The organism is Pseudomonas sp. Y5-11 (assembly GCF_022368695.1).
Taxonomy (GTDB): domain Bacteria; phylum Pseudomonadota; class Gammaproteobacteria; order Pseudomonadales; family Pseudomonadaceae; genus Aquipseudomonas; species Aquipseudomonas parakoreensis.
Map to the genome: position 1 here is coordinate 5,331,313 of NZ_CP058974.1, position 26,075 is coordinate 5,357,387.

A 26,075-nucleotide genomic window follows, 5' to 3' on the forward strand; every position below is an offset into this window, starting at 1 on the left:
CAGGCTCTCCATCCATCCGGGTGGAGGGCCTTTTCTCTATTCCACACAGGAGATTTCAACCATGTCACTGCGATTCAGAGGCTCCGACCTGCGCCCCGTGCTGACCGAGGCGATCGCTGGTCAATGCCGCGTCATCCTGGTCAAGGACCAGGGCGTGTACTTCCTCGCCGAGCAGGGAGAGCGCCGCCCGGATGGGCGTGTGAAGCTGCTGGCCTATGCCGTCGGCTGCAACCCGGATACCGACCCGTTCGACGACTGGTGGGAACTGGCGCGCGCCGAACTGGGCGGCGACGACTTCGCGGAGTACTTCGACCCGGAGGACGGCGTATTCACGCGCATTCTGCACACCGCAGACGACCTGATGCTGGCCGCCACAGCCACACATCTGTCACTGGAGGTAGTTCCTCCCGCATAGGGCGGCAACTGACGCTCGCCCCTAGCAGCCCCCGCACCGGGGGCTTTCTTTTGGTGCGCCAGGCATGGCGCGTTGCGCGCAAGCGCAACCAGCTTGGCTGTGGTGGCCACGCTGGTGACTGGGAGGTGAAAGTCCTCTACACACCCGGCAAGGGGAAGTGTTAGCCAGAGGCAAGGGTGTCGCGGGTGACTGCGAATCTGAAGGAAGCCCGAGGCAAAATGCTGGCCTGACGAACAGGAAGCGGATAGAGGCGGCGCAGCGGGGTAAGAAGGCCAAAATCTTCAAAGCCCAATACTTGCACGGAACGCTGTGACGTAGATCCGACAGGCATAAGCAGGAAGGTCGCGCGAATTACCCTGGGAGATCTGCACGTTTGCCAGTGTGCTACCGAGCGTCGAGAGGCGATGGGATGAGCGTGCAGAAGTCAGCCGAAGCCGTAGTAAGTGGCGAATAACCGCGCCACCAAGGGCCGAACAGGTTATGCCGCCAGTAGGCGTCAGAGTCTCGTTGAATACCGAAATGCAGAAATTTCTCCAAGAGAAGACTGTGACTCCGAGTCCCGGACAGAATCCGAGGATGACGGCTGACAGCGCAAAGGTATCGACGGCATCTGTGACGTGGACGAACGCGGAGCCGGACACGCTGATGGCGCGGGTGCTTGCACCGGCCAACCTCAGACGTGCGTATCAGCGCGTGGTCAGCAACAAGGGCGCGCCGGGTGCCGATGGCATGACGGTCGACGACTTGGCGGACTACGTGAATCAGTATTGGCCGATCCTCCAGAGGAGGTTGCTGGCCGGCGAATACCACCCGCAAGGTGTACGCGCCGTCGACATCCCCAAACCCAAAGGCGGCACCCGACAACTGGGCATTCCCTGCGTCGTGGATCGCCTGATCCAACAGGCACTGCTGCAACAGCTCACGCCGATCTTCGACCCGCTGTTTTCGGATTACAGCTACGGCTTCCGTCCGGGCAGAAGCGCCCACCAAGCCATCGAGACAGCCCGCGCCCATGTGGCGGCAGGGCATCGCTGGTGCGTGGAACTCGATCTTGAGAAATTCTTTGACCGGGTCAACCACGATCTCCTGATGGCGTACGTGGCGCGCCAAATCGTAGATAAACGCGTGCTCAGACTGATCCGGCGGTACCTCCAAGCCGGTGAGATGTCGGGTGGGATCGCCAGCCGACGGCAGGAAGGGACGCCGCAAGGCGGCCCGCTCTCGCCGTTGCTGTCGAACATCCTGCTCAACGAACTCGACCGCGAGCTGGAACGGCGGGGTCATCGCTTCGTGCGTTATGCCGACGATGCGAACATCTATGTGCGCAGCCCTCGTGCTGGCGAACGAGTGATGGCCAGTGTTGAGCGCTTCCTGAATCAGCGCCTGAAACTAACGCTGAATCGGGATAAGAGCCGAGTAGCCGGGTCTTGGATGTGTGATTACTTGGGTTACGGGATGAGCTGGCATCAGCAACCGAGACTGAGAGTGGCGACGACGAGCCTGGGTCGCTTGCGCGACCGGCTCAGAGAGCTGCTACGTAAAGCGCGGGGCCACAAGGTGGCGACTGTCATCGAGCGGATAAACCCCGTGCTGCGCGGATGGGCGGGCTACTTCAAGCTGAGCCAGAGCAGACGGCCACTTGAGGAATTGGACGGCTGGGTGCGTCACAAGCTTCGCTGTATCGTCTGGCGTCAATGGAAGCGGCCCTCTACGAGGGCGCGCAACTTGATACGCTTGGGACTTAATGCGGCGCGGGCGTGGAAATCGGCAGTCAATGGCCGAGGCCCATGGTGGAACTCGGGAGCGCCCCATATGAATCAGGCGTTGCCGAAGAAGCTGTGGGACCGCCTCGGGCTGGTCTCGATACTGGATACGATAAACCGACTTAACCGTATAACCTGAACCGCCGTATACGGAACCGTACGTACGGTGGTGTGAGAGGACGGCGGATGTGAATCCGCCTCCTACTCGATCGCTGAACCGGGCTGCGTGGACAAAGGGAAACTCCCGGATGCCAATTGATTGCTGCCGCGCGCACAAGGGCCGCCCATGCTGACCCCATGCCTGCTGACGTTGTCAGCGACATGCCAGGCAACCATCGGTCTTCGAGGTTGCGGCGCAGTTTCCACTGCGTGACCGAGCCAGCTCGCACCGCATCCATACGCGAGCGGCCACCAGTCTCTGGTGGTGGATGCTTTCGCCTTATCAACCCAGCGCGGGGTTACGCACCTTTCCCCGCATGCGTGGGCTCGGTGTGTCTCCGCTTTTCCCAATGGAGATTCACCATGAACACCACGTCCAACCAGAAATCGTATTTCGACCTCCACACATCGGGCATCGGCTACATCCAGCGTGTCCGTGAAGTGCCCGTCAGGGGCGGCCGCCGTGCGCAGCCCTTCCTGGCATGCACCATCGCCGCGCTGGTCGGCCCCGCCAGGGACCCCAGCTACCGCTACTTCGACGTCAAGGTCTCGGGTGCCGAGGCCAAGAAGCTCGTTCAGCGCTACATCGGCGTTGACGATTCCAAGCAGCGCCCGCTGGTGCGCTTCCGCCTCGGCGACCTTTGGGGCGATGCGTACATCCGCGACAAGGGCGAAAACCAGGGCAAGGCCGCCGCGTCCCTCAAGGCGCGACTGCTCAAAGCCGAGCTGATCGAGCGGGCCGAACTGGCTTCGATCGAGCAGCACGAACTGATTACCCGTGGCATCGGCTACCTCAACCGTGTCAAGGACGTCACCCCGAAAGCCGGTGACGCGTTCCTCTCTTGCACCGTCGCCGCGCTGGCCGGACCTGTCGATGAACCAGAATATCGGTACTTCGACACGATCGTCGTCACCCCTGAAGCCGAGCATCTGGTTCGCCGATGCGTGCAGGCCATCGAAGGGGATCGCAAGGTGCTGATCGCCTTCCGTCTCAACGACATGAAGATCGATCCGTACATCCGTACCAAGGGCGAGCACGCTGGGGAACCGGCCGCAAGCCTGGAATCGACGCTGATCCACATCGGTCTGATCAAAATCGATGGCACCCAGGTCTATCCGACGAGCCAGGGGCAAGCCGAGGCGCCAACGGTAGAGGACGCACCCGCGCCCGAAGCCGACAACGCTATCGATACTGCCGCCGACGCCGTTTCCGACCTACCTGTCGAGCCCGCCGAGCGCGAGCCCGAGGGCGAAGTCGAGGAGCAGGAGCCGGCCTTGGTTGCTTCGTTCTGATCCGGCATGGCCCCCCACGGGGCCTTGTCGCTTCTCCTCCCCCGCATCCGCCGCGTCCCCAAGACGCCGAAGGTGCTTGCGTCTTTTCATCCCCCGAGTCCCGCGTGGTCACACGACCGCGCGGTTATCGCATTTCTCAAAGGAGATTAGCCATGTCTCTGGCATCCCGTTTTGCTCCGCAATCCCCGATCTTGCGCTCCGATCACCCACTCTCGGACGACCGTATTCGTGCCGTTGTTCCCTCGATCTTTGCCGACGCTCCGCATGGGAGCCGGTCCGATCGGTATGCCTACATACCGACCTCGGTCGTGCTGACCAGGTTGCGCCAGGAGGGTTTCGAGCCCTTCATGGTGTGCCAGACGCGCGTGCGCAACGAGGATCGGCGCGAGTACACCAAGCATCTCATCCGACTTCGCCATGCAAGCCAGATCAACGGCGACGAGGCGAACGAGATCATCCTGCTCAACAGCCACGACGGCACGAGCAGCTACCAGATGCTTGCCGGCATGTTCCGGTTCGTCTGCCACAACGGCCTGGTCTGCGGTGACACCACCGCTGACATCCGCGTTCCTCACAAGGGCGACGTGGCAAGCCAGGTGATCGAAGGTGCCTACGAGGTTCTCGAAGGCTTCGAGCGCGTGCAGGACGCGCGCGATGCGATGCGCACCATCACCCTCGATGAGGGCGAAGCGGAAATCTTTGCGAACTCCGCGCTCGCACTCAAGTACGACGACCCGGCCAAGTCCACGCCTGTCACGGAGAGTCAACTTCTGGCGCCTAGGCGCTGGGACGACCGCAAGAACGACCTGTGGGCCGTCTTCAACCGCGTCCAGGAGAACCTCGTCAAAGGGGGACTGAATGGGCGCTCGGCCAACGGCCGCAATCAACGCACCCGCCCGGTGCAAGGAATCGACCAGAACCTGCGCCTGAACCGGGCGTTGTGGCTGCTGGCCGAAGGCATGCGCCAGCTCAAGGCGTGATGCCAAGCGGACCTCGCCCAGCTCGGACGAGGTCCATTTCCTCTCATCCACCGGGTGCCGTCGGCGGCCCGCTATTCATCATCAGGAGAACCAACATGGCAACCACATCGGCGCCCGAGCAATCGGTATCGCCCATCATTGTTCCGGGCCAGCTCACGCTGCGCACCATACGCGGCAAGAACGGCCCGTTCACCGTCGGCCGCCTTGTCACCCCCATTGGCAAGTTCGCGGTCAAGGATGCGGAGCTGGAGCAGTACCCCGAAGGAAAATACGACGGGGAATTCATCATCCGCTACATCTTTCCGAAGTCCTATCCGGTCGGCGACGGCATGCGGTTCGAGATCCGTGCCAACTTGGACGGAATGACGCTCAACGGCATCGACAAACTGAGCCGCGACGAAGCCCGCAGCTTCGCCACCCAGGACGTCGATCCACTCGATGAAGAGCTGGGGACGCAGCCTGCGGCAACGCCGGCCAAGCCCGCCAGAACGTCCAGGCCCGCCAAACCTGCACCCGTGCAGGCGTCCGCTGACCCGCTGGTCGATACCACCCCCTTCGGCGTGGATGCGCCACCGCCCGCCGCGACCGCTGCCCCTGGCAGCATCGAAGACGGCGACGCCGCGCTGTTCGGCCTGCTGTGGCCGCTGGGCGAGTCCGTGAAATTGGATTCAACCATCGACCGCCGCGCCCTGCGCACACAGATCGCCCGCCTGGGCGAACTGGGCTACGCGCTGGACTTCAAGACGCAGGAATGGAGCCGCCAGGCCGAACTGCAACCTGCGTGATCGCAGACGCCGCATCCGCGGTGTTCTTCATCCACCCGCCGGGGTTCCTTCCCCATGCGGGGGAGGCCCCGGCTTTCTTCTGGAGGTCTTCATCATGTCCACCATCGCTTGCGATACCCCCCGTTTAACGCTGGATGAAATCGCGTGGCGGGCTCTTTGCAGGACGGCTGCCGAACACGCCCAGCGTGGTTGCGGCCTGTCCTGGGATCACTGGGTCACGCTTTTCAGTTCGGAGATCGACGCGCAGACCAGTCGATTGCCGGAAGACCAGCGCATTCAAGCGCTGAAAATCGCAGCCCAGGAATGGGACTACGCAACACCTGCCGAACGGCAGGAAACCCAGGACTGGAATGCCGCGAATGGCTACTGCTCACACGGCATTGAACTGGGCTGCTGCCCGGCCGGATGCGGTTCATAGGCTGCACTGAGTTCCATCGCCGCACACGCGGCATTTCATCACCCGCTGGGGGTTCCTCCCCACGGGGAGGCCTTCCGGCTCCACTTTTTCAGGAGGCCTCTCATGGGCTGGTATTTCTCTCCCCAATCGCGGTCTGAATTGATCGCGGAACTGATCGCACCGCAAGAGACCGAGCGCGCCAGCGTCAAGGTCATCGCTCACGCCCTGCGCGGCAACGTGCTGTGGTCCGTGGTCGAAATGACCGCCAAGGTCGAAGGCGTGCATCGTGATCTCGCGCCGGGCCAGTCCCTGCGCTACATCCGCTGCGATCTGCTGGAACGCAGCGGCATCCAGTGGGGCTACAAGCCGCTGGAAGAGTCCATGCACCCGTACTATTACTCGTGCCCACTGTCCTATCTGGACCTCGCACCGGAGCAGTCCGCCGACTGGCGTGCAGGCGTTCGCGCTTACCACGCACGGCGGCGCACACCCACGGCTGTCACGGCACCCGCCGCGACGCTGTTGGCCTGAGCCAGGAGGAACCGACATGGACCTGATTCTGGCTGCGCTCTCACCCTCGCTGCTGGCACTCGTTGAAGGAAGTTTGTCCAACGACGAAGTGTCTTCTGACGAGGAGATGCTGGAGTACTTCATCAGCAACGGCCTCACCGAGGAACAGGCGCGGCAGGCACTGACCTACCGCGACCAGTACCTCAACAACATCTACCTGGACGGCTTCACGCCGATCACCGCGGTGGACGAGGCGCTTCACTTCAACCCGCACACCCGGCAGTTCGAGCCGGACTGAGCGGTTTTCTTCCACCCCCTGGGGCAGTACTTGCCCCAGCGGGCGGTGCTGTTCCCGTTTATCCGAGGACACCACCATGCCCGCAAACACTTCTTCCACGCTGTACCGCATCGACGAATGCCCGGACGTGATGGCCGACGCCTGCGTCGGCGATGACCAGGGCAACCTGATCTTCCTGTCCATCTGGGCGCGCGACACCGCCGTCCAGCAGTTCCTCGCTCGCCTGACCCTCGGGCGCGACGAGCAGGGACTGGACCAGTTCCACGTCATCACCGACCAGGGCGGCAGCGTCCCGGTGTTCATCGGCAACGTCGATCGTCTGGAAAAGCGCATCACGCGCGCCTACCGGCGAACGCTGTTCGGTTCGCTGTCCAACGTGTGGCTGTTCGACCGGCGTTGCGTGAAGCCCGACAAGGCCAACGCCAGCGCATTGGCACTGCTGCCACGCGATAGCGCCCACCGGCTTGACCGCCTGTGGATGTTGGTGCGGGACACCTGCCCGTTGCCGCTGCTCGACCACTGGCGCGAGACCGTGCTGGACCTGCTGCAAAGCCGCGAGATGCTGGCCCGCCTTCCGTTTGCCCTCGGGCCGCTGGAAGGCCATCGGCTCGCCATCGACGTGCCGGCGCTGACCATGGCGCTGGGCTCCCTGATCCGCAGTGACGCGCTCACCGCCTATCCCTATCCGGCCAAGATTTGGACACCGGAAGCGGTAGCGGCTTGACCCACCCTCGGAGGCACGCCTCGGCGTGCTTCCGTCTTTCATCCCCGCCAACCAGGAGACTTCCATGGCCCTCATGTTCCCGCGGCTCGCCCGCAATTTTGCCAAGAACGGGTACTACCCGACCGACGAACCCACGCTCGAAAGAGCCCTCAACGCACTGATGCCCAGCGACGGGCCGATGTGCATCCTCGATCCCTGCGCCGGCGAAGGCGTGGCGATCGCCGAAGCCGCCCATGCCCTCGGGCGTGAGCAGGCCAAGGCGTTCGCCGTCGAGTTCGACGCGGAGCGGGCACGCCATGCCCGAGGCCTGGTCGATCACTGCCTGCACGCGGACCTGATGGACACGATGGTCTCCAAACAGTCCTTCGGGTTGCTCTGGCTCAATCCGCCGTATGGCGACCTGTCCAAGGACGTCAACGGCAACATCGGCTACCAAGGTCAGGGACGTGCCCGCCTCGAAAAGCTGTTCTATCAGCGTTCGCTGTCGCTGCTGCAGTACGGCGGCATGCTGGTCTTCATCGTCCCCGGCTACGTGCTCGACGCGGAGCTGGTTGGTTGGCTGACACGCCACTACACGGACCTGCGGATCTACCGAGCGGTGGAAACGCAGTTCAAGCAGGTGGTGATCTTTGGCCGAAGGGTGCGCCAGCGCGAGCAGGCCCCCGATGGCGTCAAGGCCGTGCGCAATCTGCTGCTGCAGGTTGGGCTTGGCGAAGTCGAAGCCGAGGAACTGCCGAGCGAGTGGCCGTTCCTGCCGTACATCGTCCCCGCCAGTCCGGCCGAGCCGGAGCATTTCTTCCGCGTGACGATGGAGCCCGCGCAGTTCGCCGACGAGGTTGGCAGGTTGCAAGGCCTCTGGCCGTCGCTGGACACGCACTTGGGGGCCGCGCAGCAGTCGCTGCGTCCACCGGCGCGTGCCTTGTCCCATTGGCATCTCGCCCTGGCTCTGGCCGCGGGCGCGATCTCCGGCGTGGTGCGCTCCAAGACCGGGCGCGTGCTCGTCGTCAAAGGTGACACCCACAAGGACAAGACGCTCCAGCGGGAATTCACCGAACGCGAAGACGGCTCCATCGCCGAGACCCGCATCCTCACCGACAAGTTCGTGCCTGTCATCCGCGCGTGGGACATGACGCCTGGCTCCCCGACACGGGGCGACGTCTTGACCATTCGTTAATCCACCGGACGCGCTGCTGTCCTGCTGTACCACATCGAAGGAGAAACACCATGTTCCCAAATCTGTTCAAGCGGCCCGCGCCGCAGAAGCAACCGTTGTTCGCACCGGGCTCGCTGAAGTTGAGCGAGAAGGTGCATTGGTTGGCCCGCAAAGGCCTGATCGACCCCTTGACCTATGTCCAGCGCCATGTGCGCGGTGACTGGGGCGAGATCGACAAGGCCACCCGCCAGGCCAACGACGTCGCACTCCAACAGGACAACCTGATGATCTCCTACTACCGGATCACGCCGGAGCTGGTTCTGATCGTCAAGACCAGCGAAGACCACCAGACCACGGTGGTCCAGCTTCCCGAAGAGCGCGACATGATCTGAAGTCACCCATCGTCATCCCAGTCACCTGACGGAGCCACTTCACTCCGCCAGGGGTGTCGTGGCTCAATGAATCCATCAAGGAGGAATCCATGGCATCCCGACACATCGAAACCTACTGCCAGGACCTGCTGTTTCCGGTAGGTGCACTCATCCTCAGCGAAGGTATCGACCGCCTGGTCCGCGCCGGTCGTCTTGACCCGATTCCGTACTTCCGTCGCCATGTCCGTGGCGACTGGGGTGACGTCAGCGACGGGCAATGGCAAGCCAACGGCATCGCACTTCAATCGGGTGCTTTGCTGGAATCGCACTACGTGATTCATCGTGCGCTGTGCATTCGCATCGTCACCGATGCGGAACGCCATCTCACATCCATCGTGCTGCCGTCCGAAGACTAAGCACATTTCACCAGTAGGCCGCCAGCGCCTGCGTTTTTCATCCACCGTCGGCCGTGTGCCGATTGATCTTCCCACCCTGGGGCATGCCATTGCCTCGTTGGGGGTGGTGCATGCCCCATTTTCTTTGGAGCATCACCATGTCCCTCGATCTCGAAAACACTACTGCCGAAGCCACGCCCGTACAGGGCGAACTGCTCGACGCGGAATCCAATCCTCTGACCCTGAGCCTTCAGGATTTTGTCGGCGAGTTCGGCGACGAACTGCTCGACGCCCTCAACAGCGCCAATCCGCCGGTCTATACCGGCCAGCCGCAGGCGCATCGTCAACTCGTCGTCGCCAGCCTCAAACGCAAGCTATTCCAAGCCCAAGCCGAAGTCGTCCATGCCGCCGCCGAGCTGCTGATCGACCGTGGCGAACACGCCGCGATCGTCAACGGCGAGATGGGTTGCGGCAAAACGACCGTTGGTATCGCCACAGCCGCCGTGCTCAACGCCGAAGGCTATCGCCGTACCCTGGTTCTTTCTCCACCGCACCTGGTCTACAAGTGGCGGCGCGAGATCCAGGAGACGGTGGCAGGCGCCAAGGTCTGGGTGCTCAACGGCCCGGACACGCTGGTCAAGCTCATCAAGCTGCGCGAGCAGTTGGGTGTGCAGCCCACGGGCCAGGAGTTCTTTGTCCTGGGGCGCGTCAGGATGCGGATGGGATTCCACTGGAAGCCTGTCTTCACCACGCGGCGCACCCGCCATGGCGACGTGGCAGCGTGTCCTGACTGCGGCACGATCATCACCGACCTCGACGGCGAGCCGGTCAACCCGGTCGCGCTCGAAGCCGAGGAGTACCGCAGGAAGTGCAGCCATTGCGCCGCGCCCCTGTGGACATTGATCCGCCCGCGCAGCCTGTCCGGCAGCGACCAGTCCTCGGCCGTGCTGAAAGCGTTGAAGCGCATCCCGACGATCGGGGAAGTCACCGCGCAGAAGCTGATGCAGAAGTTCGGCGACGGGTTCCTGGCGTCGATGCTGGGCGACAACATCCATGAGTTCATCAACCTCATGGACGGCAACGGCGAGCTGGTGTTTTCCGACCGTCAAGCCACGCGCATGGAACGTGCGATGGCCAACATGGAGTTCGGCTTTGGCGAGGGCGGCTATCAACCGTCCGAGTTCATCAAGCGCTACCTGCCGCAAGGCACGTTCGACCTGCTCATCGCCGACGAGGCGCACGAGTACAAGAACGGTGGCAGCGCCCAGGGCCAGGCCATGGGCGTGCTGGCGGCGAAGGCTCGCAAGACCTTGCTGCTGACCGGCACGCTGATGGGCGGCTATGGCGATGATCTGTTCTACCTGCTGTTCCGAGCCCTGCCTGGGCGAATGATCGAAGACGGCTACCGCCCGACCACGAGCGGCAGCATGACCTCGGCCGCGATGGCGTTCATGCGCGATCACGGGGTCTTGAAGGACATCTACTCCGAGAGCACCGGCACGGCGCACAAGACGGCCAAGGGCACCAAGGTATCGGTGCGCACAGTCAAGGCTCCCGGCTTCGGGCCGAAAGGCGTCTTGCGCTGCATCCTGCCGTTCACGATTTTCCTCAAGCTCAAGGACATCGGCGGCAACGTCCTGCCGCCGTATGACGAGGAGTTTCGTGAAGTCCAGATGGACGTGGCGCAAGCCGCGGCCTACCGCGACCTGGCAGGTCGGCTGACCGCGGAGCTGAAACAGGCTCTGGCGCGACGCGATACTACCTTGCTCGGTGTAGTCCTCAATGTGCTGCTGGCCTGGCCGGATTGCTGCTTCCGGTCGGAGACCGTTGTGCATCCGCGTACGCGCAACACCCTGGCGTTTGTCCCGGCTCAGTTCAACGAGTTCGAGATCAGCCCCAAGGAGCGTGAGCTGATCGACATCTGCAGGGAAGAGAAAGCACAGGGCCGCAAGGTTCTAGCCTACACCGTCTATACCGGCACGCGCGACACGACTAGCCGGTTGAAGGTATTGCTGGAGCAGGAAGGCTTCAAAGTGGCGGTACTGCGCGCAAGCGTGGATGCCAGCCGCCGCGAGGACTGGATCGCCGAGCAGTTGGACCGTGGTATCGACGTGCTCATCACCAATCCGGAGCTTGTCAAGACGGGATTGGACCTGTTGGAGTTTCCGACGATCGTGTTCATGCAGTCGGGCTACAACGTGTATTCGCTCCAGCAGGCGGCACGCCGCTCTTGGCGTATCGGGCAGAAGCTGTCCGTGCGCGTGATCTACCTGGGCTACGCCGGCTCCTCGCAGATGACCTGCCTGGAGCTGATGGCCAAGAAGATCATGGTCTCGCAGTCCACTTCGGGCGATGTACCCGAATCGGGGCTCGATGTCCTGAACCAGGATGGTGATTCCGTGGAGGTCGCATTGGCCCGGCAATTGGTAACTGCGTGATCTGCTGTCTGCCGGCATCCTTTCGGGGGTGCCGGCATTTTTCTAGGAAATTGCTGCTCGGAGGATTCGATCACCGCCCCGCTCCCAGCGCGGGGAAGGCTAAACTGATTAGACAATACCGAGATTCAAGGAGGCACTATGGCTATGGTGATCGAAGCAGCATATGCAGATGGTACTGGTGCAGCCAACGCACTGCATATGTCTCAGGCGCAGTGGGAAGAGTTGCAACGGGCGTACTGCGTCGGTGATCTGCTGATGCCTTGCTGCAACGCTCCAGCGATTCCCAAGGTTAGTGCTAATGGGTACCCCTTCTTCGCGCATCTAGGAGGTGCGTGCAGTACTTCCGAAGAAAGCCAATGGCACCTGGCGGCCAAGATACTTGTGCGCAGCGTGCTTGAAGATCTTGGATGCCGTGCCTCGGTTGAAATGCCGGGTTCGGGTGATGCAGGTCGCTGGCAGGCTGATGTCTGGGGTGAGCGCAATGGGGTTAGGTTGGCTGTCGAGATCCAAAGATCGTATCAGTCGCTCCGTGACTACCGTAAACGCCAAGAGCGGTACCGCGAGGCGGGCATCAAGTCTCTTTGGTTGCTGCGGCAGGAGCGATATAGCACACTCACCAAGAGCATGGGAAAGGAGCGTCTGCGCACCGAGTTTGGGGGCAAGTTCCCTTCGGCCGGCCACTTCGGCCCGTGCCTTTCTGACCTGCCGGTCGCGATGCTTGAGCTAGATCCGGCCCCAACGGTCAAGGGTGCCGGATTCTTCAACGCAACCCTTCCAAACATACTTGAAGCAGTGCTTAGTGAGCGCTTTCTTTGCATCAACGGTCTATGGTGTATCGATAACCTAGACTCGATGAATAACGCCGCCAGACTCTCGCGCGAGCGTTTTGCAGCCAATCGCTTGGCTGCAAAGATGTAGCTCGACTGTGGTGTTGCTCGACATGCGCCGACGCAGCACCGACACTCCAGATTCCCTGGTTCACACTCAAATGCCAGCGGCACGCATTCGCGCCTCCAGCTCATCAAGGAATGGCGAGCGCCCAAAGCGCATAGGGCCATAGCGGCCATCAACGAAGCCCGAATACAGCATGTGGACCTCGTCGCGAGCACGTGTGAGTCCCACATAGAAGAGCCGGCGACTTTCGCGCAACTTCTCTGGAGTTTCATTGCGCCACGGCAGATTTCCGAGGTCGAGTCCAACCATGATGACGACGTCGTACTCACAGCCCTTTGCGGAATGCAGTGTCAGCAGATTCAGGTGATCGGGCGAACCGTCCCGACCGCCCAAACTAGTGATGTCTAGCGAAGCCAGTGCACCGCCTTCGGCGAGCGCTGCCGTCATGCGATCCAGTTGCTCCTTCTGATCAGCGAGCGCCAATTCAGCCGCCAGCAGATGATCCACTACACCGTTGCGCAGCGAAGCAACAAATTCTCGCGCAGGTTGCTGGTCAGCGCGCAGCTCCCATAGCAAGGCGGTTAGCTCTTGCTCTTCGCGCTTGGCCTGTGAATCGTCCAAGCTCGCCCGATGAAATGCGCGATAGCGGTCGAGTAGTCCACGCAATTGTGGGCGTCCGACACGCCAGCCACCCGCGCACCACGCCGCACAGTCTTCTACCCAACTTGTTAGGGCAACCTTGCGGTAAGGTGCTGCGGTATCCACACGGATGTAATCGAGACCGCCGGTTGCCACAGCTTCAGCCACGATATCGCCTGCGCGATAGTCTTTGTATAGGATCGCGATATCGCCCAGTGTTCGTCCCGGCTTGGAGGCTAAGGCCGCCGGAATGATCTGCGCGACGGCGTGCGCAGCCTGGTCCGCCATACCACCCGGGCGCAGGACAAATTCGATGGTCGTTTGTCGCGCAGGATCGCTCGCTTGATAGCCTCGGGCTTCTCCAAGCGCCATCTCTGACGCAGTCACGATCCCTGCACCAGAACGGTAATTTAATTGAAGCTGGACAGGCTCAATGTCTCTGCGAGCCGCCAATTCCATGAGCAACGCGCCATCAGCTCCCGTAAATCCATATATCGACTGATCCGCATCCCCGACAGCGAAAAGTCGGACACCCCCGTCGAAGGCAAGGCGTTTGACGATGCGATGCAGTGCTACACCTAAATCCTGGTACTCATCCACCGCGAGCACGGGGAATTTTGCCTGAACCAGAGGTAGTACCCAGTCGTGCTCGGCGATCAGACGTTGGCCGAAGACAACCATGTCATCGTAGTCAATCAGCCCCTCGTCGCGCAGAGCGGCCTCGTAGGCCTCGGCCCAGGCAGCGAGTTCCTCCTCGCTACGCCAAGCGACGCTATTTCGATTGAGCACGGAACGGCGATGCCGCCCAAGGTCAATAACTTTGTACGGATGGTTCTGGCCGAAAAGCGCATCTCCAGTTTGCTTCAACAACCGATCACTGACTCGTTGAGTGGCCACCGAAAGTGGGAAAGATATGGGCAGGCCGGCCAGGCGTCCATACGGCATCAAGAGATGACGCAGACAGAACCCATGGACCGTACCAATGAAAAGATTAGGTGCCTGCTGAAGTCCCAAGCTTTCAATTCGGCGAGCGAGTTCGCGAGCGCACTCCTGGCTATATGTGATGCACGCAACGCCACGAGGGGCCTCGACGTCTTCGGCTAGGATGCGGGCGAGCTTTAGGACGAGTGTCTTGGTCTTACCGCTCCCGGGACCGGCTAGTACCACACAATGTCCTTGAGAGTTGTAGGCTGCCAACTGACCCGGATTCCCAGCCAGTTCGGCAGCCTGCGCCAGGTAGGCTGTACCGACGTTACGCGACGGCATCGCGGATATGCTCCAGAGCGGAACGAATGTAAGCCGGACAAACGTCCTGTGACACCGACGGTGCAAGTGCCTGCGCAAACCTCCCCTTTCCGATCCTCTCGATCAATCTGAGCAGCCAGTCTTCATCAACCTGATCAGGATCGTCCACCCACTGCTGCAAGGCATTCAGAGTTTCTCTCCTTAATCGCGGCAGTTCCTCCCGAATTACCTCCTGCATGTCCTGCGCCAGTCCACCTGCAAATAGTTCGGGCTCCAACGTGTTCTCGTTGACGAAGTATCCGTACTGCTCGGCAAGCTCGATCACTTCATCCGCATCCAAGTTTTCGTGATCGACACCGCCCTCAATCACGTCAAGGACATTGATAAGCCGCCTGCGAACCAATGGATGATTACCATTGGTTGGATCCCGGTCCGTCAGGATCACATGGGGAATGTTGAGTCCTTCAGGGCCCAGTAGCTTCACATACGGGGTGAAGTTAGTCCCCCCCACCGAGCACACAGTGATTCCAAGCATATCGAGGGGAATATCGAGTACCTCGGCAAACGCGGGAACGATGAAGCGCTCGGCGTCGCCTTCGACCAGAATCACCCCCCGAGAAAAGAAAATCTCGCCGCGAGTGACGTCAATGTAACGCTGAAGATCCTCTTCATCCCGCTGCGTGAAAGGTGCGTTTGCTGTCGAGACCGCGACAGTCTTGCCTTCCGCTGTGTCATGGCGCAGCAGGACAATAGATCTGATCGGCGCAACGCTTGCGATATGTGGCGAGTGGGTTGTGAGGATTGTCGTAAGCGGTGGCTGTTCCTCACCATCTTCCGCCCCCGTGCCAAGGAAGTAACGATAGATTAGACGCTGCACGTGCGGGTGCAGGTGCGCTTCGGGCTCCTCGACTACGAAGAAGGTGTGGTCGCGCTCTCCATCGGAAACGAGGCGGTCCAGTTCGAGACTCTTCAGCGCCAGGAAGATCAGGTTCGCGGTTCCTAAACTGGCATCGCCGACTCCGCGTACGCCATTGTCGATCAGCAGCCGCAGGCTGCGCAGCAACGCGTCGACTCTAGTTGGTGCAAGTCCGAGCGATACCGGAACGGCATGTTGCCCCCCAGCGATGGCGATCAGCCGTTCGCTGATCCGTTCTGCTGTCGCTACCACTTCCTCGTGTCCAGCCAGCTCTCGCTGTGCTTGGTCGACCTGATCCTGAATCTCCTCACGGGCGTCATCATCCAACGATGCGGCAAGATCCTCAATGAGCGGCCTCAATGGCGAATTGCGCCAGCTCGCAAGGTCCTTCTCAGCGTCACGCAGGGCTACCTGAACATCTATTGGCAACATCCGGCGGAGTGCGCCGCCGATACGCATGTCGGGATCGTCGCCACCGAAGATCACATACTCATAGTCCTTCAACGATTCCGGGGCGCGTCCCAGGCCCACCTTAGGCTGGAAGCGGTAGGTGAGTCGGGCCACCATGGGTGGGCCAGGATCAATCACGCAATCGTTGAGGTGAGCCATCAGTCGGGGATCGTTTGTGAAGTCCGTTAGATCCACAGAGATCTCAATGGTCGCACCAACCTTGTCTTCGCCAAGTCCGTCCCAGAAATGTTCAAGCCCCAGTTGTCGATCGCGCTCAGACAAGCCCGGATCAAGGATCAACTGCAGGCCGCGAATGAAATTGCTCTTGCCAACCTTGTTCTCTCCCACGATGACGATACTTTCCCCCGTCTCGACATCAACATCCGAGAAATTGGCGAAATTGATCAACCTGACCCGAGAAACCCTCATTTACGCCCCCGTCCACTGGTGTTTTAACAAATAGTAGCAGTCAAGCGGCCGGCCTCCATCCGCCGACTGCGACCGAGCTTTTCCGTTACGGCCCCCTCAAGGCCGCTTTTGTTCGACTAGACCGCTGCCGGTAAATCGGACGCAGCGTGGTTCGCATTGTTTGCTGCTGCCCCGGGTCTTAGCGGCGATGGTGAGGGCTCGATGTTTCAGGACGCCGAGCTTATGTGCCCCTCTCCACCTTGGTTTCACCATCCCGAACGCCGCCTGCTGGCGGGAGTCCTCGGCCTGCTCTGGTCGGTGCTGGCTGGCGGCTGCGCGACGACGACTGCGCCGCCCGCGCCTGATGCCATCGAGGAAGTCTCGGCCGCGCCCAAACCGGAGACTCCCGAGTACATCCCCGTTGTGCGCTACGGTCGCTACACGCTGGTCGAGCTAGCGCCCACGGCGGCGCAGCGGGACCTGCTGTTGCAGACCATCGACGTATCCATGCCCGAAGATGCCCGCGCCACCGTCGGCGATGGGTTGCGGCATGTACTCAAGCGCAGCGGTTACGGCCTGTGCCAGACGGCGCACGCGGTGATCGAGCTGTATGCGCTGCCGCTGCCGGCGGCGCACCTGCACCTCGGCCCCATGACCTTGCGCGATGCGCTGCTCACACTGGCTGGCCCGGCCTGGGAACTGCACGCGGATGATCGCGTACGGCAGATTTGCTTCGAGCGACCCGGCGACAGCGCGGCTATCGAACCCGCATCCGAGTCACCCGCCGTCGAGGTGGTGCAGACGTTCCCGCTGGAGCGTTCGGTTTCGGGAGGCCAGCCATGAACGCCCCGCAGTCTTCCCGGCGCCCGGCCGCCGCCGTGGTGGTGCAGAGCCTTCTATGGCTCTGGCTGCTCGGTCTCAGCGTCATCGTGGCCCTCGGCTACCAGGCAATGAGCGACCAGGCCGACGAGGAACGGCTCGATTTCCGTCTGCAACGCCTCGAAGCGCAGACGGCGGGCCTGGCCGAAACCATCCAGGCCATCCAGCAGCCTCCGGCCGTCGCAACGGCGGCGGACCTCAAAGATACCCGCCAAATCCTGGAAGCACGCGCGGCCCAGGTCGAGAAATCGCTGAGCGGCTACGCCGCCGCCGATGACCTTCAGGCGCTGCGCGCGGAGGTCGAGCAGTTCAAGGAACGCCAGACCACTGCGCGGGCCGCAGCACCCGCCCAGCCGCGCGCATCGACTAGGCCCGTCGCCAAGCCCGAACCGCCGCCATTGCCGTTCCGCGTCGTCGGCGCCGAGCTGCGCGCCGGCCATCGCAGCGTGTCCGTCGCGCCGAGCAGCGGGGGCTTCACGCCCGACCAGCTTCAGGTGCTGCTGCCCGGTGATGCGGTCGGCCCATGGCGCTTGCAGGCGATCGAGGGCAACGCCGCGGTGTTCCAGGCCGGCGCCCAGACCCGCCGCGTGGCGATCCCCTGATCGGAGCACACCACATGAAGCCGTCGATCATCTTTTCCGCGCTCCTGCTGGCGTCCGCCCAGTTGCCCGTCTGGGCGCAGCAGCCGGCCACGGCTCCCGCCCGCAATGCGCAGAGCCAGGAGCGCCCGCTGGTCGCCCGCACCCTGGATGACCGGGTGGCAAGCAACTGGGGACTGCAACCGCAGGATTGGGCGCGCTACCGTGAACTGATGGACGGGCCGCTGGGCATCTATTCGCCCAACCTGGACCCGCTATCGGCCTTGGGCATCGAGGCCCGCACCGATGAAGAACGGCGGCGCTACGCAGAACTGCAAGTGCAGGTCGAAGCGCGTCGCGTCGAGAAGCTGCTCGCCTACCAGCGCGCCTACGACGAAGCCTGGCAGCGCCTGAACCCCGGCATGCAGCGCGTGAATCTGCCCGACGACAAGCCTGTCGCAGGCGCCACGCGCGGCTCTGGTCGCACGGCGGTGTTCGTCAAGGACGGCTGCGCAGCCTGCGGACAGCTCGTGCAGCGCCTGCAATCCTCAGGTACCGAGTTCGACTTGTACATGGTCGGCAGCCGCCAGGACGACGCGCGCATCCGCGACTGGGCCAAGCGCGCACAGATCGACGCGGCACGGGTGCGCAGCGGCAGCATCACGCTCAACCACGACGGCGGCCGCTGGCTGTCGCTGGGCCTGCCCGGCGATTTGCCCGCGGTCGTGCGCGAAGTGAACGGCCAATGGCAGCGCCAACCCTGACGGCGCCGGTGCGCGCACTGGTGCTCGCTGCTGGTCTCTGCGCCTGCGCGGCCCGTGCCCAGGAAGTTCCGCCACCGGCCTACCAGCTCGCCGCCCGGCACGCAGGCATCCCCTCGACGGTCCTTTACGCCGTGGCCTTGCAGGAGAGCGGCATCCGGCGCAACGGGCGCATCGTCCCGTGGCCGTGGTCCCTCAACGTCGCCGGCCAATCGCGCCGCTATGCAACCAGCGCCGACGCCTGCGCCGGTTTGCAGCAGGCCATGCGCTCCACGCCGCACACGCGCATCGACGCGGGCCTGGGCCAGATCAACCTCGGCTACCACCAGCAGCGCTACGCCAACGCGTGCGACTTGCTCGACCCGTACCGCAATCTCGCCATCGCCGCCGAGATCCTGAAAGAACAGCACACCCCCGGCGAGGACTGGCTGGTGGCGATCGGCCGTTACCACCGCCCCGCGGGTGGCGAGCCCGCCGCCCGCTATCGGCGCAGCGTGTCCCGCCACCTCGCGCGCGTGCAGGGCGCGCGCCCAACCGCCGCGGTCCTCGCCGCGCGCCAGGAGACCTCCCCATGACGAAATCCCATCTGGCCCATCTCGCGGCAAAGGGCCTGCTCGTGCTGCTGGCTGGTCTGCCGCTGGTCTCGCGTGCCGGCGATCCTCTGATCGTGGTCGAAGACCGTGGCGGCACGTCGGCGCTACCGTACTACGAAACCCTGAACCTCCAGCCGCGCGCCAACGCTCCGGCCCGGTCGCCGATCCCGACGCCTCAGATCTCGGCCACGCCGGCGGACGAGGCCGCGATGCTGCCGGTGCGCAGCACCAAGCTCACGCCCGGCACCGTCGCGCGGCGGGTGATCGAGGCCCCAGGCCTGCGTCCCTTCGTAGTCGTGGGCGACGACGAGGCTTCCCAGGCCTGGGTGCACCGCCATGCAGCCTCATTGCGCGAGCGCGGCGCGGTCGGTCTGGTGGTCAACGTCGAGACCGTTCAGGGCCTGGAACGGCTGCGCGCACTGGTGCCCGGCGTCCCCCTCGCACCCGTGTCCGGCGACGACTTGGCCGAGCGCTTGGGCCTGCGGCACTACCCGGCGCTAGTCACGGCCACCGGCATCGAGCAATGAAGCCATGTCGGGGAAACAGCCGGTCGAGGTTTTGCTTCGCCCAGCGGTGGAGCTATATACCGTCGCGGCATGTGCAGGCGCCGCGTTTCTGTCCCTGGTGGCCCCGTGGGCGCTCGCGCTAAACCCGGAGATGGGTGTCGGCAGCGCCTTGGCATTCGGCGCTTACGGCGCGATCCGCTACCGCGACGCTCGCGTCATCCTGCGCTACCGGCGCAACATCCGCCGCCTGCCGCGCTACGTGATGACCAGCAAGGACGTGCCGGTCAGCCAGCAGCGTCTGTTCGTGGGGCGCGGGTTCCTCTGGGAGCAGAAGCACACCCATAGGCTGATGCAGACGTACCGGCCGGAATTCCGCCGCTACGTCGAGCCGACGCCGGCCTACCGGCTTGCGCGGCGCCTGGAGGAACGGCTGGAGTTCGCGCCGTTCCCGCTGTCCCGGCTCTCCGCTCTCACGGGCTGGGACATTCCTTCCAACCCGGTGCGCCCGCTGCCACCTGTAGGTGGCCTGCCGCGCCTGCACGGCATTGAACCCGACGAGGTGGACGTCAGCCTGCCGCTCGGCGAGCGCGTTGGGCACTCGCTGGTGCTGGGCACCACGCGCGTGGGCAAGACGCGGCTGGCCGAGCTGTTCGTGACCCAGGACATCCGCCGCAAGAACGCTGCCGGCGAGCACGAAGTCGTGATCGTTATCGATCCCAAGGGAGACGCGGATCTCCTGAAGCGGATGTACGTCGAAGCGCAGCGCGCAGGCCGTGAAGGCGAGTTCTACATCTTCCATCTCGGTTGGCCGGAAATCAGCGCCCGCTACAACGCGGTAGGACGCTTCGGTCGCATCTCGGAAGTCGCCACCCGTATCGCAGGGCAACTCTCCGGTGAAGGCAACAGCGCGGCCTTCCGGGAGTTCGCGTGGCGCTTCGTCAACATCATTGCCCGCGCTTTGGTGGAACTGGGGCAGCGCCCGGACTACATGCTGATCCAGCGCCACGTCATCAACATCGATGCGCTGTTTATCGAGTACGCTCAGCATTTCTTTGCCAAGACCGAGCCCAAGGCCTGGGAGGTGATCGTCCAGATCGAGGCCAAGCTCAACGAGAAGAACATCCCGCGCAACATGATCGGGCGCGAGAAGCGCGTGGTCGCGCTGGAGCAGTACCTCTCCCAGGCGCGCAACTACGACCCGGTGCTCGACGGCCTGCGCTCCGCAGTTCGGTACGACAAGACCTACTTCGACAAGATCGTCGCATCGTTGCTGCCGTTGTTGGAAAAGCTCACCAGCGGCAAGATCGCGCAGCTCCTGGCACCGAACTACTCCGACCTGACCGACCCGCGCCCGATCTTCGATTGGATGCAAGTCATCAGGAAGCGCGCCATCGTCTATGTGGGACTGGACGCACTGTCCGACGCCGAGGTTGCCGCTGCGGTCGGCAACTCCATGTTTTCCGACCTGGTTTCGGTCGCGGGCCATATCTACAAGCACGGGATCGACGATGGCCTGCCGGACGCTTCGGCTGGCGCGCGCGTGCCAATCAACGTCCATGCAGATGAATTCAATGAACTCATGGGTGACGAATTCGTGCCGCTTATCAACAAGGGCGGCGGCGCCGGGCTGCAAGTCACCGCGTACACGCAGACCCTCTCAGACATCGAGGCCCGTATCGGCAACCGCGCGAAAGCTGGCCAGGTGATCGGCAACTTCAACAACCTGTTCATGCTGCGCGTGCGCGAGACGGCCACCGCCGAACTGCTGACGCGGCAGTTGCCGAAGGTCGAGGTCTATACCACCACCATCGTCTCAGGGGCAACTGACAGCTCGGACATCCGCGGCGCGACGGATTTCACGTCGAACACCCAGGACCGCATCAGCATGTCCAGCGTGCCCATGATCGAGCCATCGCACGTAGTCGGCCTGCCAAAAGGCCAGTGCTTCGCGCTGCTGCAGGGCGGCCAGCTTTGGAAGGTTCGCATGCCGCTGCCGATACCAGACCCGGATGAAGTGATGCCGGCGGACCTGCAACAACTGGCCGGGTACATGCGCCAGAGCTACAGCGAGGCCACGCAGTGGTGGGAGTTCACCAGTTCCTCGGCATTGCAGGATGCGGCCTTGCCCGATGACCTGCTGGATGATGCTGCTCCGGCCGAGCCTACGGCGGTGGCCACCGACACCGACCACAGTGCCGACGAGGCCGCACCATGAAGGACACCGCCTCGACCGCGCAGCGGGAGCAGAACCAGCGCCAGGGTTTGATCGTCGGCACCATCACCTTGCCGTTTCGCCTGCTCGGGGTGCTGATCGGCTCGCTGTTGTTCTCGATCGTGGTGGAGTGCGTCGGCATGCACCTGTTCTGGAAGGACCAGGGCTGGCGCCATTCCCAGCAGATGTTGCAGTACGAGCTTGGGCACCTATCCAGCCACTTCACGCGCAGCGTAGTCGTGCAGGAGCCGGGGCGCACGGCGCACGAGTTGGTGGATACAGGCTACGAATGGGTGTTCGTTCGCTCGGGGCTGCTGGAGCGCATGAGCCAGACCGCCGAGCGCGTCCGCGCGCCCAGCCACGAGCAGGCGCGTAACTTCCGCTACTACATCAGCCAAGTCTATGTCTGGGCCGAGAGCTACCTGATCGCCGCGGCCTTCACGACGCTGACCTTCCTAGTGCGCCTGCTGGTCCTGGTGCTCACGCTGCCACTGATCTTCACCGCGGCATTCGTCGGCCTGATCGACGGCCTGGTGCGGCGCGACGTGCGCCGGTTCGGCGCGGGCCGGGAATCCGGCTTCATCTACCATCGCGCAAAGGCGAGCCTCATGCCGCTGGCCGTGCTGCCCTGGGTCACGTACCTGGCGCTGCCGATCTCCGTGCATCCACTGCTGATCCTGCTACCCAGCGCCGCGTTACTGGGACTGGCCGTCAGCCTGACCGCAGGCAGCTTCAAGAAGTACCTTTAAGGCATTCAGCGTCTCTGCAAGACATCCAGAGCGGCATCCAGGGCTGCGACCGATTCGACAACGACCCTCACGGTGGTGCGGTCGAACTCGTGATCACGCTGCGAATCGTGCACGCCGCTATTGAGGTAACCCCACTCGATGCTTGTACCGCTGACATTGAGCAGAGCAACGAGGGCCGCCACCGCCTGCGGCGCGCCGGGGTGCTGCGCCGCGATCCGATCAACCGCCGACCGCAACTTGGCGCACTTGTTGTTCAGCTCCCACGGCGAACGAGGACCACCAAGCTTGATCTCGATTCGACCATCGGCGCGACGTCCCAGCCATGTCCAGAGACGGTCCGTCAGGCTCTCCAACGCAGGACGGGCCTGCCGCAGCGCCTCACGCTTCTCATCGGCCGCCAACGCCTGCTGCGCCAGCAGGACATAGTTCTTCGTGGGCGGATCACTGTCGACGCGAAGCTCGTGCTCCCCCTGGTGAGGAAGGAACTTGTAGCGCTTGATGGCGCCAGCGCGCCGGGCGCCCAGCTCCTGCTGGATGCGATGCAGGAATTCCTCGGCGTGCGAGGTGAGGATGACCTGCTTGCCGTCGAGCAGGCCATTCTCGAAGAAGGTACGCCAAATGCCGTCGCGGTGGTCATCGTCGATCGCATTGACGACGTCATCAAAGATGACGACGGGACAACCCTGCGCGATGTTTTTGGCGAGCAGTATCGCCAGGCCGAGGCACTTGATGTGCCCCTCGCTGAACACGATCAGCGCGTCATAGCGTGTGCCTGGCTCCCCGGCGAACTCCACCTCGATCTTGCCGTTCTCGGCCACTGGCAGCCACAGCGCGTGCAGCAGATCGCCGGGCGGATCGGCCCGGTTGAATGCGTTGTAGAGCTGGCGCGCTTGTTCTCCCAGCCCTTGGAGCAGCACACCTGGAAGTGCGGCAAGGTAGGCCTGAATCTCGGGCAAAAAGCCGTCGTAGGCAACCTTGACCCGCTGATGGTGCGCCACCACCGCCACTTCCGCAGCAACGGCCTCGATCAGTTCGCGGTTCGCCTCGTCGAACTGGGCGACGGTCCGGCGGGCAGTGGCCAGATCCTGATCGGCCGCCCCCCGCATGGTGCGCAGTCGTTCGACCTCCAACTGGTGCTGCTGTAGGCCATCTCGCTCCTGTGCCAATGCGCCGCGCTGGGCATTCACTTCCCGCGCCTGCGCGTCGATTCCTTCAATGATCTCGGCGATGCGCAGCAGAGCGTTCCAGGCACGCCGATCTCCATCGACCCAGGCACCAAGCCAGTTGCCGGCCGCAGTGGGAGGCAGCAGCGGCAAGCCAGCACCCTGTGATTCGGCCGGACAGGCAACGGCCCCCGCCGTCACCACGCGCCGCATCTCCTCCCACAGGACTCGGACCGCCTCGCTCAACTGCGTGCGATGTCCGGTCTCCTGCTGTTGGAGGGCAGCCAGTTGCGCGAGCTGCTCCAGGCCTGCGCGCGCCTTGGCGAACGGATCCTGCGCCACGGCGGCTAGTGCGGTTCCACAGGCCGGGCAACCCGTCGCCCCATCCGCCAGCGCCAACACGGCCTCGTAGAGCTTCGCGTATGACACCTCCCCGGCGCGGGCGGCAAGCTGTCCGGAGGACGCCTGCCACAGTCCCTGGATCCGGTAGGCCTCTGCTAGCAACGCCTGCAGACGGGCCTGCGTCACTTCATAAATGGCAGGCGGGTTGGCGTCCAGTTGTGCCTGGACGTAAGGCAGCCGCCCTTGTTGCTGCGGTGTACCGAGCAGCCAGTCGACGCAGGCCTGGTAGGTCGCGCCAGGCGAAATGCGCTGCGCCAAGGCCTGCTCCAGCGCCTCGACCGCAGCAATCTTCTGCGGATAGCCGGCGATCGTCTGCTCGGAGTTTGCCAACTGTACGCGGCGCTGTGCCAGCTGCGCGGCTTGGACACCGGCGAGCATCAGGTCCTGATCGAGCGAGGGGTTGAAGCCCCGCACGAATTCGCTGAACTGGTCCACGCCGAACAGGGTTGCGATCAGCTGCCGCTGGTCGCCCGGCGTACGTGCGGCGATGCGCGCAAAGTCGTCTAGGCGGTTCTTCTCGATGAAGCAGAAGCGGTATTCAGCTTCGTCCGGCTGGACGGCCTGAGGCCGGTCTACATCCCGGGACGATAGGACAGGCGCGACATGACGGCGCAGGCGAGCGTTGTTGCAGTAGGTCCGTTGGTCGACCCGCTTGACTTGCGCCTCGCTGATTGAGCCGAGCATGGCAATTTCCAGTGCCTCGCAGAAGCTGCTCTTACCAGTGCCGTTCGCACCGTAGACCAGGGTGATGTCATGGCTAAGGTCGAATGTCTCCTGACGCATGAAGCCCCGAAACGGCCCGACGTCGAGCTGATGCAATCTCCCGAGGGCCGGCCCGGCTTCGGGGCCACCCGCCTCTGCATCGAATGCGGCGGGTGTCTGCGCCAGATGCTCGACAGCCAGCGGTGCGAGGCGCGTGGATCGACCGCGTCGTGCAGCGCCTACCTCGGAAAGAGGGTGCAGGTGGTCGAGTACCAAGCGCGCGAGTCGGCGCACGTCGTCATGCACCTGTCGCTGGGCCAGGTGCGCCAGGAAACGGTGGTACTCCGAATGAATGCTTGCCATGCAGTCCCCTCTACACAGACAGACGCTCTGAGTCGCGTCTTGGTGTTGTTATCTGCCGTCTACAACTCAGTCGCCTGATGATCGCGGCCTATATCTTCATGGCGTGCTGTCGTTCAGCGCGCACGGTAGTCCATGATTAAGCACTCAGCCTTCATAAATTACAGTCCGCCAACACCCACTGACCGCGCCGTCAATTCGTCAGCCACTGACCATAGGCTTCCACGTCGATCATGGGAACGGTTCCACTGAACTGGAGCTGGGCGATCAGCTTGAACAGAAACGCCGTGGCCGGCTTGTTTTCGTTGATGTAGCTGTAGTTTCCAGTGGCAGGGTCGTGAAAGAAGTGTCCATGGGCGGCGACGCAACCGACGTCAAGACGCCCATCGGCCAACTCGGCTTTCAGTGCCTTATCCATCGAGGGTCCCAGGGCGGGACTCCATTCGCTCTCGAAGGTGAGCAGGCCGCCGAGTATCGGAATGAGCGGTTTGGCCGGATAAGTCCCACCGGCATGAGGGATAGGCAGGCTCGTGCGGTGCAACCTGCGCACGCTGGCCACCTTCTCCTGCGCATAAGCGACCAACGCGGCATCAGCGGTTTGCTTGGCCTCGAACACGGCATACACGCTTTCGGCAGGGATGATCGTCTCGTTCTCGTAGGTGAAAATGAACGGCGAGTACTGCCGGTCAAACACCACGACGTCGATCTGCTGGCTGAAGTTTCCCAAGCTGTCCACCACGTGCGCCTTGGCCGCTTGGTATCGTTTGGGAAGATACGTGTCCAGCATGCTGATCCAGACGTTTTCACTGGCATCGCCTTTCGTGCCCGGATGCGCGAAGCTCTTGCGCACCACGGACAGGCGCTGCTGGATATCGTCATGCAACGACGACAGCAGTTGGGAAAGCGACCATTGAGACATGCTCTACCTCGATTGGAT

At 63.0% G+C, this 26,075-nt stretch carries 25 protein-coding genes; 21 read left to right on the top strand and 4 right to left on the bottom strand.

The window, feature by feature from the left end; genetic code table 11:
• Nucleotides 1–61: 61 nt before the first annotated feature.
• The 14 genes from HXW87_RS23805 (at nt 62) to HXW87_RS23870 (ending at nt 12,599) form a co-directional block, all read left to right on the top strand.
• A complete protein-coding gene (locus HXW87_RS23805; protein WP_023106352.1) occupies nt 62–415 on the top strand; it encodes a DUF3085 domain-containing protein in 354 nt (117 codons plus the stop codon).
• 480 nt (nt 416–895) lie between these two features.
• Nucleotides 896–2,317: a group II intron reverse transcriptase/maturase gene (ltrA, locus tag HXW87_RS23810; protein ID WP_198731406.1), complete on the top strand. Its 1,422-nt coding sequence runs from the start codon at nt 896–898 to the stop codon at nt 2,315–2,317.
• Between the two features lie 383 nt (nt 2,318–2,700).
• Complete coding sequence (locus HXW87_RS23815) at nt 2,701–3,630, top strand: DUF3577 domain-containing protein (protein WP_100773598.1); 930 nt, start codon at nt 2,701–2,703, stop codon at nt 3,628–3,630.
• Between the two features lie 152 nt (nt 3,631–3,782).
• Nucleotides 3,783–4,610, top strand: a complete 828-nt coding sequence (locus tag HXW87_RS23820; RefSeq protein ID WP_100773599.1) for a DUF932 domain-containing protein — start codon at nt 3,783–3,785, stop codon at nt 4,608–4,610.
• Nucleotides 4,611–4,705: 95 nt separating this feature from the next.
• On the top strand, nt 4,706–5,395 hold the full coding sequence (locus HXW87_RS23825; RefSeq protein WP_100773600.1) for a DUF3275 family protein: 690 nt from the start codon (nt 4,706–4,708) through the stop codon (nt 5,393–5,395).
• Between the two features lie 94 nt (nt 5,396–5,489).
• Nucleotides 5,490–5,813: a hypothetical protein gene (locus tag HXW87_RS23830; RefSeq protein ID WP_100773601.1), complete on the top strand. Its 324-nt coding sequence runs from the start codon at nt 5,490–5,492 to the stop codon at nt 5,811–5,813.
• A 102-nt stretch (nt 5,814–5,915) separates the two neighbouring features.
• Nucleotides 5,916–6,323, top strand: a complete 408-nt coding sequence (locus HXW87_RS23835) for a hypothetical protein (RefSeq protein WP_100773602.1) — start codon at nt 5,916–5,918, stop codon at nt 6,321–6,323.
• A 16-nt stretch (nt 6,324–6,339) separates the two neighbouring features.
• Nucleotides 6,340–6,600: a hypothetical protein gene (locus tag HXW87_RS23840; protein ID WP_100773603.1), complete on the top strand. Its 261-nt coding sequence runs from the start codon at nt 6,340–6,342 to the stop codon at nt 6,598–6,600.
• Between the two features lie 76 nt (nt 6,601–6,676).
• Nucleotides 6,677–7,324 (top strand): hypothetical protein, encoded by a 648-nt coding sequence (locus HXW87_RS23845; protein WP_100773604.1) that lies wholly within the window; start codon nt 6,677–6,679, stop codon nt 7,322–7,324.
• 64 nt (nt 7,325–7,388) lie between these two features.
• On the top strand, nt 7,389–8,498 hold the full coding sequence (locus tag HXW87_RS23850) for a DUF6094 domain-containing protein (RefSeq protein WP_100773605.1): 1,110 nt from the start codon (nt 7,389–7,391) through the stop codon (nt 8,496–8,498).
• A 50-nt stretch (nt 8,499–8,548) separates the two neighbouring features.
• Nucleotides 8,549–8,869: a methyltransferase gene (locus HXW87_RS23855; RefSeq protein WP_100773606.1), complete on the top strand. Its 321-nt coding sequence runs from the start codon at nt 8,549–8,551 to the stop codon at nt 8,867–8,869.
• Between the two features lie 89 nt (nt 8,870–8,958).
• On the top strand, nt 8,959–9,264 hold the full coding sequence (locus HXW87_RS23860; RefSeq protein ID WP_100773607.1) for a hypothetical protein: 306 nt from the start codon (nt 8,959–8,961) through the stop codon (nt 9,262–9,264).
• Nucleotides 9,265–9,401: 137 nt separating this feature from the next.
• Nucleotides 9,402–11,681: a helicase-related protein gene (locus HXW87_RS23865; RefSeq protein WP_239777887.1), complete on the top strand. Its 2,280-nt coding sequence runs from the start codon at nt 9,402–9,404 to the stop codon at nt 11,679–11,681.
• 138 nt (nt 11,682–11,819) lie between these two features.
• Complete coding sequence (locus HXW87_RS23870; protein ID WP_172606998.1) at nt 11,820–12,599, top strand: competence protein CoiA family protein; 780 nt, start codon at nt 11,820–11,822, stop codon at nt 12,597–12,599.
• 66 nt (nt 12,600–12,665) lie between these two features.
• Here the strand turns inward: HXW87_RS23870 and HXW87_RS23875 are convergent, their stop codons facing one another.
• Entirely contained in the window at nt 12,666–14,480 is a 1,815-nt protein-coding gene (locus HXW87_RS23875) for an ATP-dependent helicase (protein ID WP_023106345.1), read from the bottom strand.
• Nucleotides 14,467–16,233, bottom strand: a complete 1,767-nt coding sequence (locus tag HXW87_RS23880; RefSeq protein ID WP_196996634.1) for an AAA family ATPase — start codon at nt 16,231–16,233, stop codon at nt 14,467–14,469. The genes HXW87_RS23875 and HXW87_RS23880 overlap by 14 nt, the downstream gene beginning before the upstream one ends.
• A 243-nt stretch (nt 16,234–16,476) precedes the next feature.
• Between HXW87_RS23880 and HXW87_RS23885 the strand changes: the two genes are divergently transcribed.
• From HXW87_RS23885 to HXW87_RS23915, 7 genes are read left to right on the top strand one after another with little or no spacing between them, the layout of a single operon-like run.
• Entirely contained in the window at nt 16,477–17,076 is a 600-nt protein-coding gene (locus HXW87_RS23885; protein WP_100773663.1) for a PilL N-terminal domain-containing protein, read from the top strand.
• Nucleotides 17,073–17,714, top strand: a complete 642-nt coding sequence (locus tag HXW87_RS23890; RefSeq protein WP_100773610.1) for a hypothetical protein — start codon at nt 17,073–17,075, stop codon at nt 17,712–17,714. The genes HXW87_RS23885 and HXW87_RS23890 overlap by 4 nt, the downstream gene beginning before the upstream one ends.
• 14 nt (nt 17,715–17,728) lie before the next feature.
• A complete protein-coding gene (locus HXW87_RS23895) occupies nt 17,729–18,454 on the top strand; it encodes a TIGR03759 family integrating conjugative element protein (protein WP_100773611.1) in 726 nt (241 codons plus the stop codon).
• Complete coding sequence (locus HXW87_RS23900) at nt 18,436–19,026, top strand: transglycosylase SLT domain-containing protein (protein ID WP_100773612.1); 591 nt, start codon at nt 18,436–18,438, stop codon at nt 19,024–19,026. The genes HXW87_RS23895 and HXW87_RS23900 overlap by 19 nt, the downstream gene beginning before the upstream one ends.
• Nucleotides 19,023–19,571 (top strand): integrating conjugative element protein, encoded by a 549-nt coding sequence (locus HXW87_RS23905; protein WP_100773613.1) that lies wholly within the window; start codon nt 19,023–19,025, stop codon nt 19,569–19,571. The genes HXW87_RS23900 and HXW87_RS23905 overlap by 4 nt, the downstream gene beginning before the upstream one ends.
• Nucleotides 19,572–19,575: 4 nt before the next feature.
• On the top strand, nt 19,576–21,765 hold the full coding sequence (gene traD / locus HXW87_RS23910; protein WP_100773614.1) for a type IV conjugative transfer system coupling protein TraD: 2,190 nt from the start codon (nt 19,576–19,578) through the stop codon (nt 21,763–21,765).
• Nucleotides 21,762–22,511 carry a TIGR03747 family integrating conjugative element membrane protein gene (locus HXW87_RS23915; RefSeq protein WP_100773615.1) on the top strand — a complete coding sequence of 250 codons (750 nt, stop codon included), beginning with the start codon at nt 21,762–21,764 and terminating at the stop codon, nt 22,509–22,511. Before traD ends, HXW87_RS23915 begins: the two co-directional genes overlap by 4 nt.
• A gap of 5 nt (nt 22,512–22,516) precedes the next feature.
• On the opposite strand, the gene HXW87_RS23920 is transcribed toward HXW87_RS23915, so the two are convergent.
• Together HXW87_RS23920 and nucC are read right to left on the bottom strand one after the other, a co-directional pair.
• Nucleotides 22,517–25,141, bottom strand: coding sequence for an AAA family ATPase (locus HXW87_RS23920; RefSeq protein ID WP_100773616.1), 2,625 nt, complete (start codon nt 25,139–25,141; stop codon nt 22,517–22,519).
• Nucleotides 25,142–25,331: 190 nt separating this feature from the next.
• A complete protein-coding gene (nucC, locus tag HXW87_RS23925) occupies nt 25,332–26,057 on the bottom strand; it encodes a CBASS effector endonuclease NucC (protein WP_100773617.1) in 726 nt (241 codons plus the stop codon).
• Between the last annotated feature and the right edge of the window lie 18 nt (nt 26,058–26,075).

Bases quoted from the DNA above. Each gene is read 5' to 3' on its own strand.
- HXW87_RS23865 (WP_239777887.1), top strand. From the start codon at position 9,402: ATGTCCCTCGATCTCGAAAACACTACTGCCGAAGCCACGCCCGTACAG.
- HXW87_RS23860 (WP_100773607.1), top strand. From the start codon at position 8,959: ATGGCATCCCGACACATCGAAACCTACTGCCAGGACCTGCTGTTTCCG.
- HXW87_RS23895 (WP_100773611.1), top strand. From the start codon at position 17,729: ATGAAGCCGTCGATCATCTTTTCCGCGCTCCTGCTGGCGTCCGCCCAG.
- HXW87_RS23850 (WP_100773605.1), top strand. From the start codon at position 7,389: ATGGCCCTCATGTTCCCGCGGCTCGCCCGCAATTTTGCCAAGAACGGG.
- HXW87_RS23905 (WP_100773613.1), top strand. From the start codon at position 19,023: ATGACGAAATCCCATCTGGCCCATCTCGCGGCAAAGGGCCTGCTCGTG.
- HXW87_RS23830 (WP_100773601.1), top strand. From the start codon at position 5,490: ATGTCCACCATCGCTTGCGATACCCCCCGTTTAACGCTGGATGAAATC.
- HXW87_RS23815 (WP_100773598.1), top strand. From the start codon at position 2,701: ATGAACACCACGTCCAACCAGAAATCGTATTTCGACCTCCACACATCG.
- HXW87_RS23855 (WP_100773606.1), top strand. From the start codon at position 8,549: ATGTTCCCAAATCTGTTCAAGCGGCCCGCGCCGCAGAAGCAACCGTTG.
- ltrA (WP_198731406.1), top strand. From the start codon at position 896: ATGCCGCCAGTAGGCGTCAGAGTCTCGTTGAATACCGAAATGCAGAAA.
- HXW87_RS23835 (WP_100773602.1), top strand. From the start codon at position 5,916: ATGGGCTGGTATTTCTCTCCCCAATCGCGGTCTGAATTGATCGCGGAA.
- HXW87_RS23920 (WP_100773616.1), bottom strand. From the start codon at position 25,141: ATGGCAAGCATTCATTCGGAGTACCACCGTTTCCTGGCGCACCTGGCC.
- HXW87_RS23870 (WP_172606998.1), top strand. From the start codon at position 11,820: ATGGCTATGGTGATCGAAGCAGCATATGCAGATGGTACTGGTGCAGCC.
- HXW87_RS23900 (WP_100773612.1), top strand. From the start codon at position 18,436: ATGGCAGCGCCAACCCTGACGGCGCCGGTGCGCGCACTGGTGCTCGCT.
- HXW87_RS23845 (WP_100773604.1), top strand. From the start codon at position 6,677: ATGCCCGCAAACACTTCTTCCACGCTGTACCGCATCGACGAATGCCCG.
- HXW87_RS23885 (WP_100773663.1), top strand. From the start codon at position 16,477: ATGTGCCCCTCTCCACCTTGGTTTCACCATCCCGAACGCCGCCTGCTG.
- traD (WP_100773614.1), top strand. From the start codon at position 19,576: ATGTCGGGGAAACAGCCGGTCGAGGTTTTGCTTCGCCCAGCGGTGGAG.
- HXW87_RS23820 (WP_100773599.1), top strand. From the start codon at position 3,783: ATGTCTCTGGCATCCCGTTTTGCTCCGCAATCCCCGATCTTGCGCTCC.
- HXW87_RS23840 (WP_100773603.1), top strand. From the start codon at position 6,340: ATGGACCTGATTCTGGCTGCGCTCTCACCCTCGCTGCTGGCACTCGTT.
- HXW87_RS23875 (WP_023106345.1), bottom strand. From the start codon at position 14,480: ATGCCGTCGCGTAACGTCGGTACAGCCTACCTGGCGCAGGCTGCCGAA.
- HXW87_RS23915 (WP_100773615.1), top strand. From the start codon at position 21,762: ATGAAGGACACCGCCTCGACCGCGCAGCGGGAGCAGAACCAGCGCCAG.
- HXW87_RS23890 (WP_100773610.1), top strand. From the start codon at position 17,073: ATGAACGCCCCGCAGTCTTCCCGGCGCCCGGCCGCCGCCGTGGTGGTG.
- HXW87_RS23805 (WP_023106352.1), top strand. From the start codon at position 62: ATGTCACTGCGATTCAGAGGCTCCGACCTGCGCCCCGTGCTGACCGAG.
- HXW87_RS23825 (WP_100773600.1), top strand. From the start codon at position 4,706: ATGGCAACCACATCGGCGCCCGAGCAATCGGTATCGCCCATCATTGTT.
- nucC (WP_100773617.1), bottom strand. From the start codon at position 26,057: ATGTCTCAATGGTCGCTTTCCCAACTGCTGTCGTCGTTGCATGACGAT.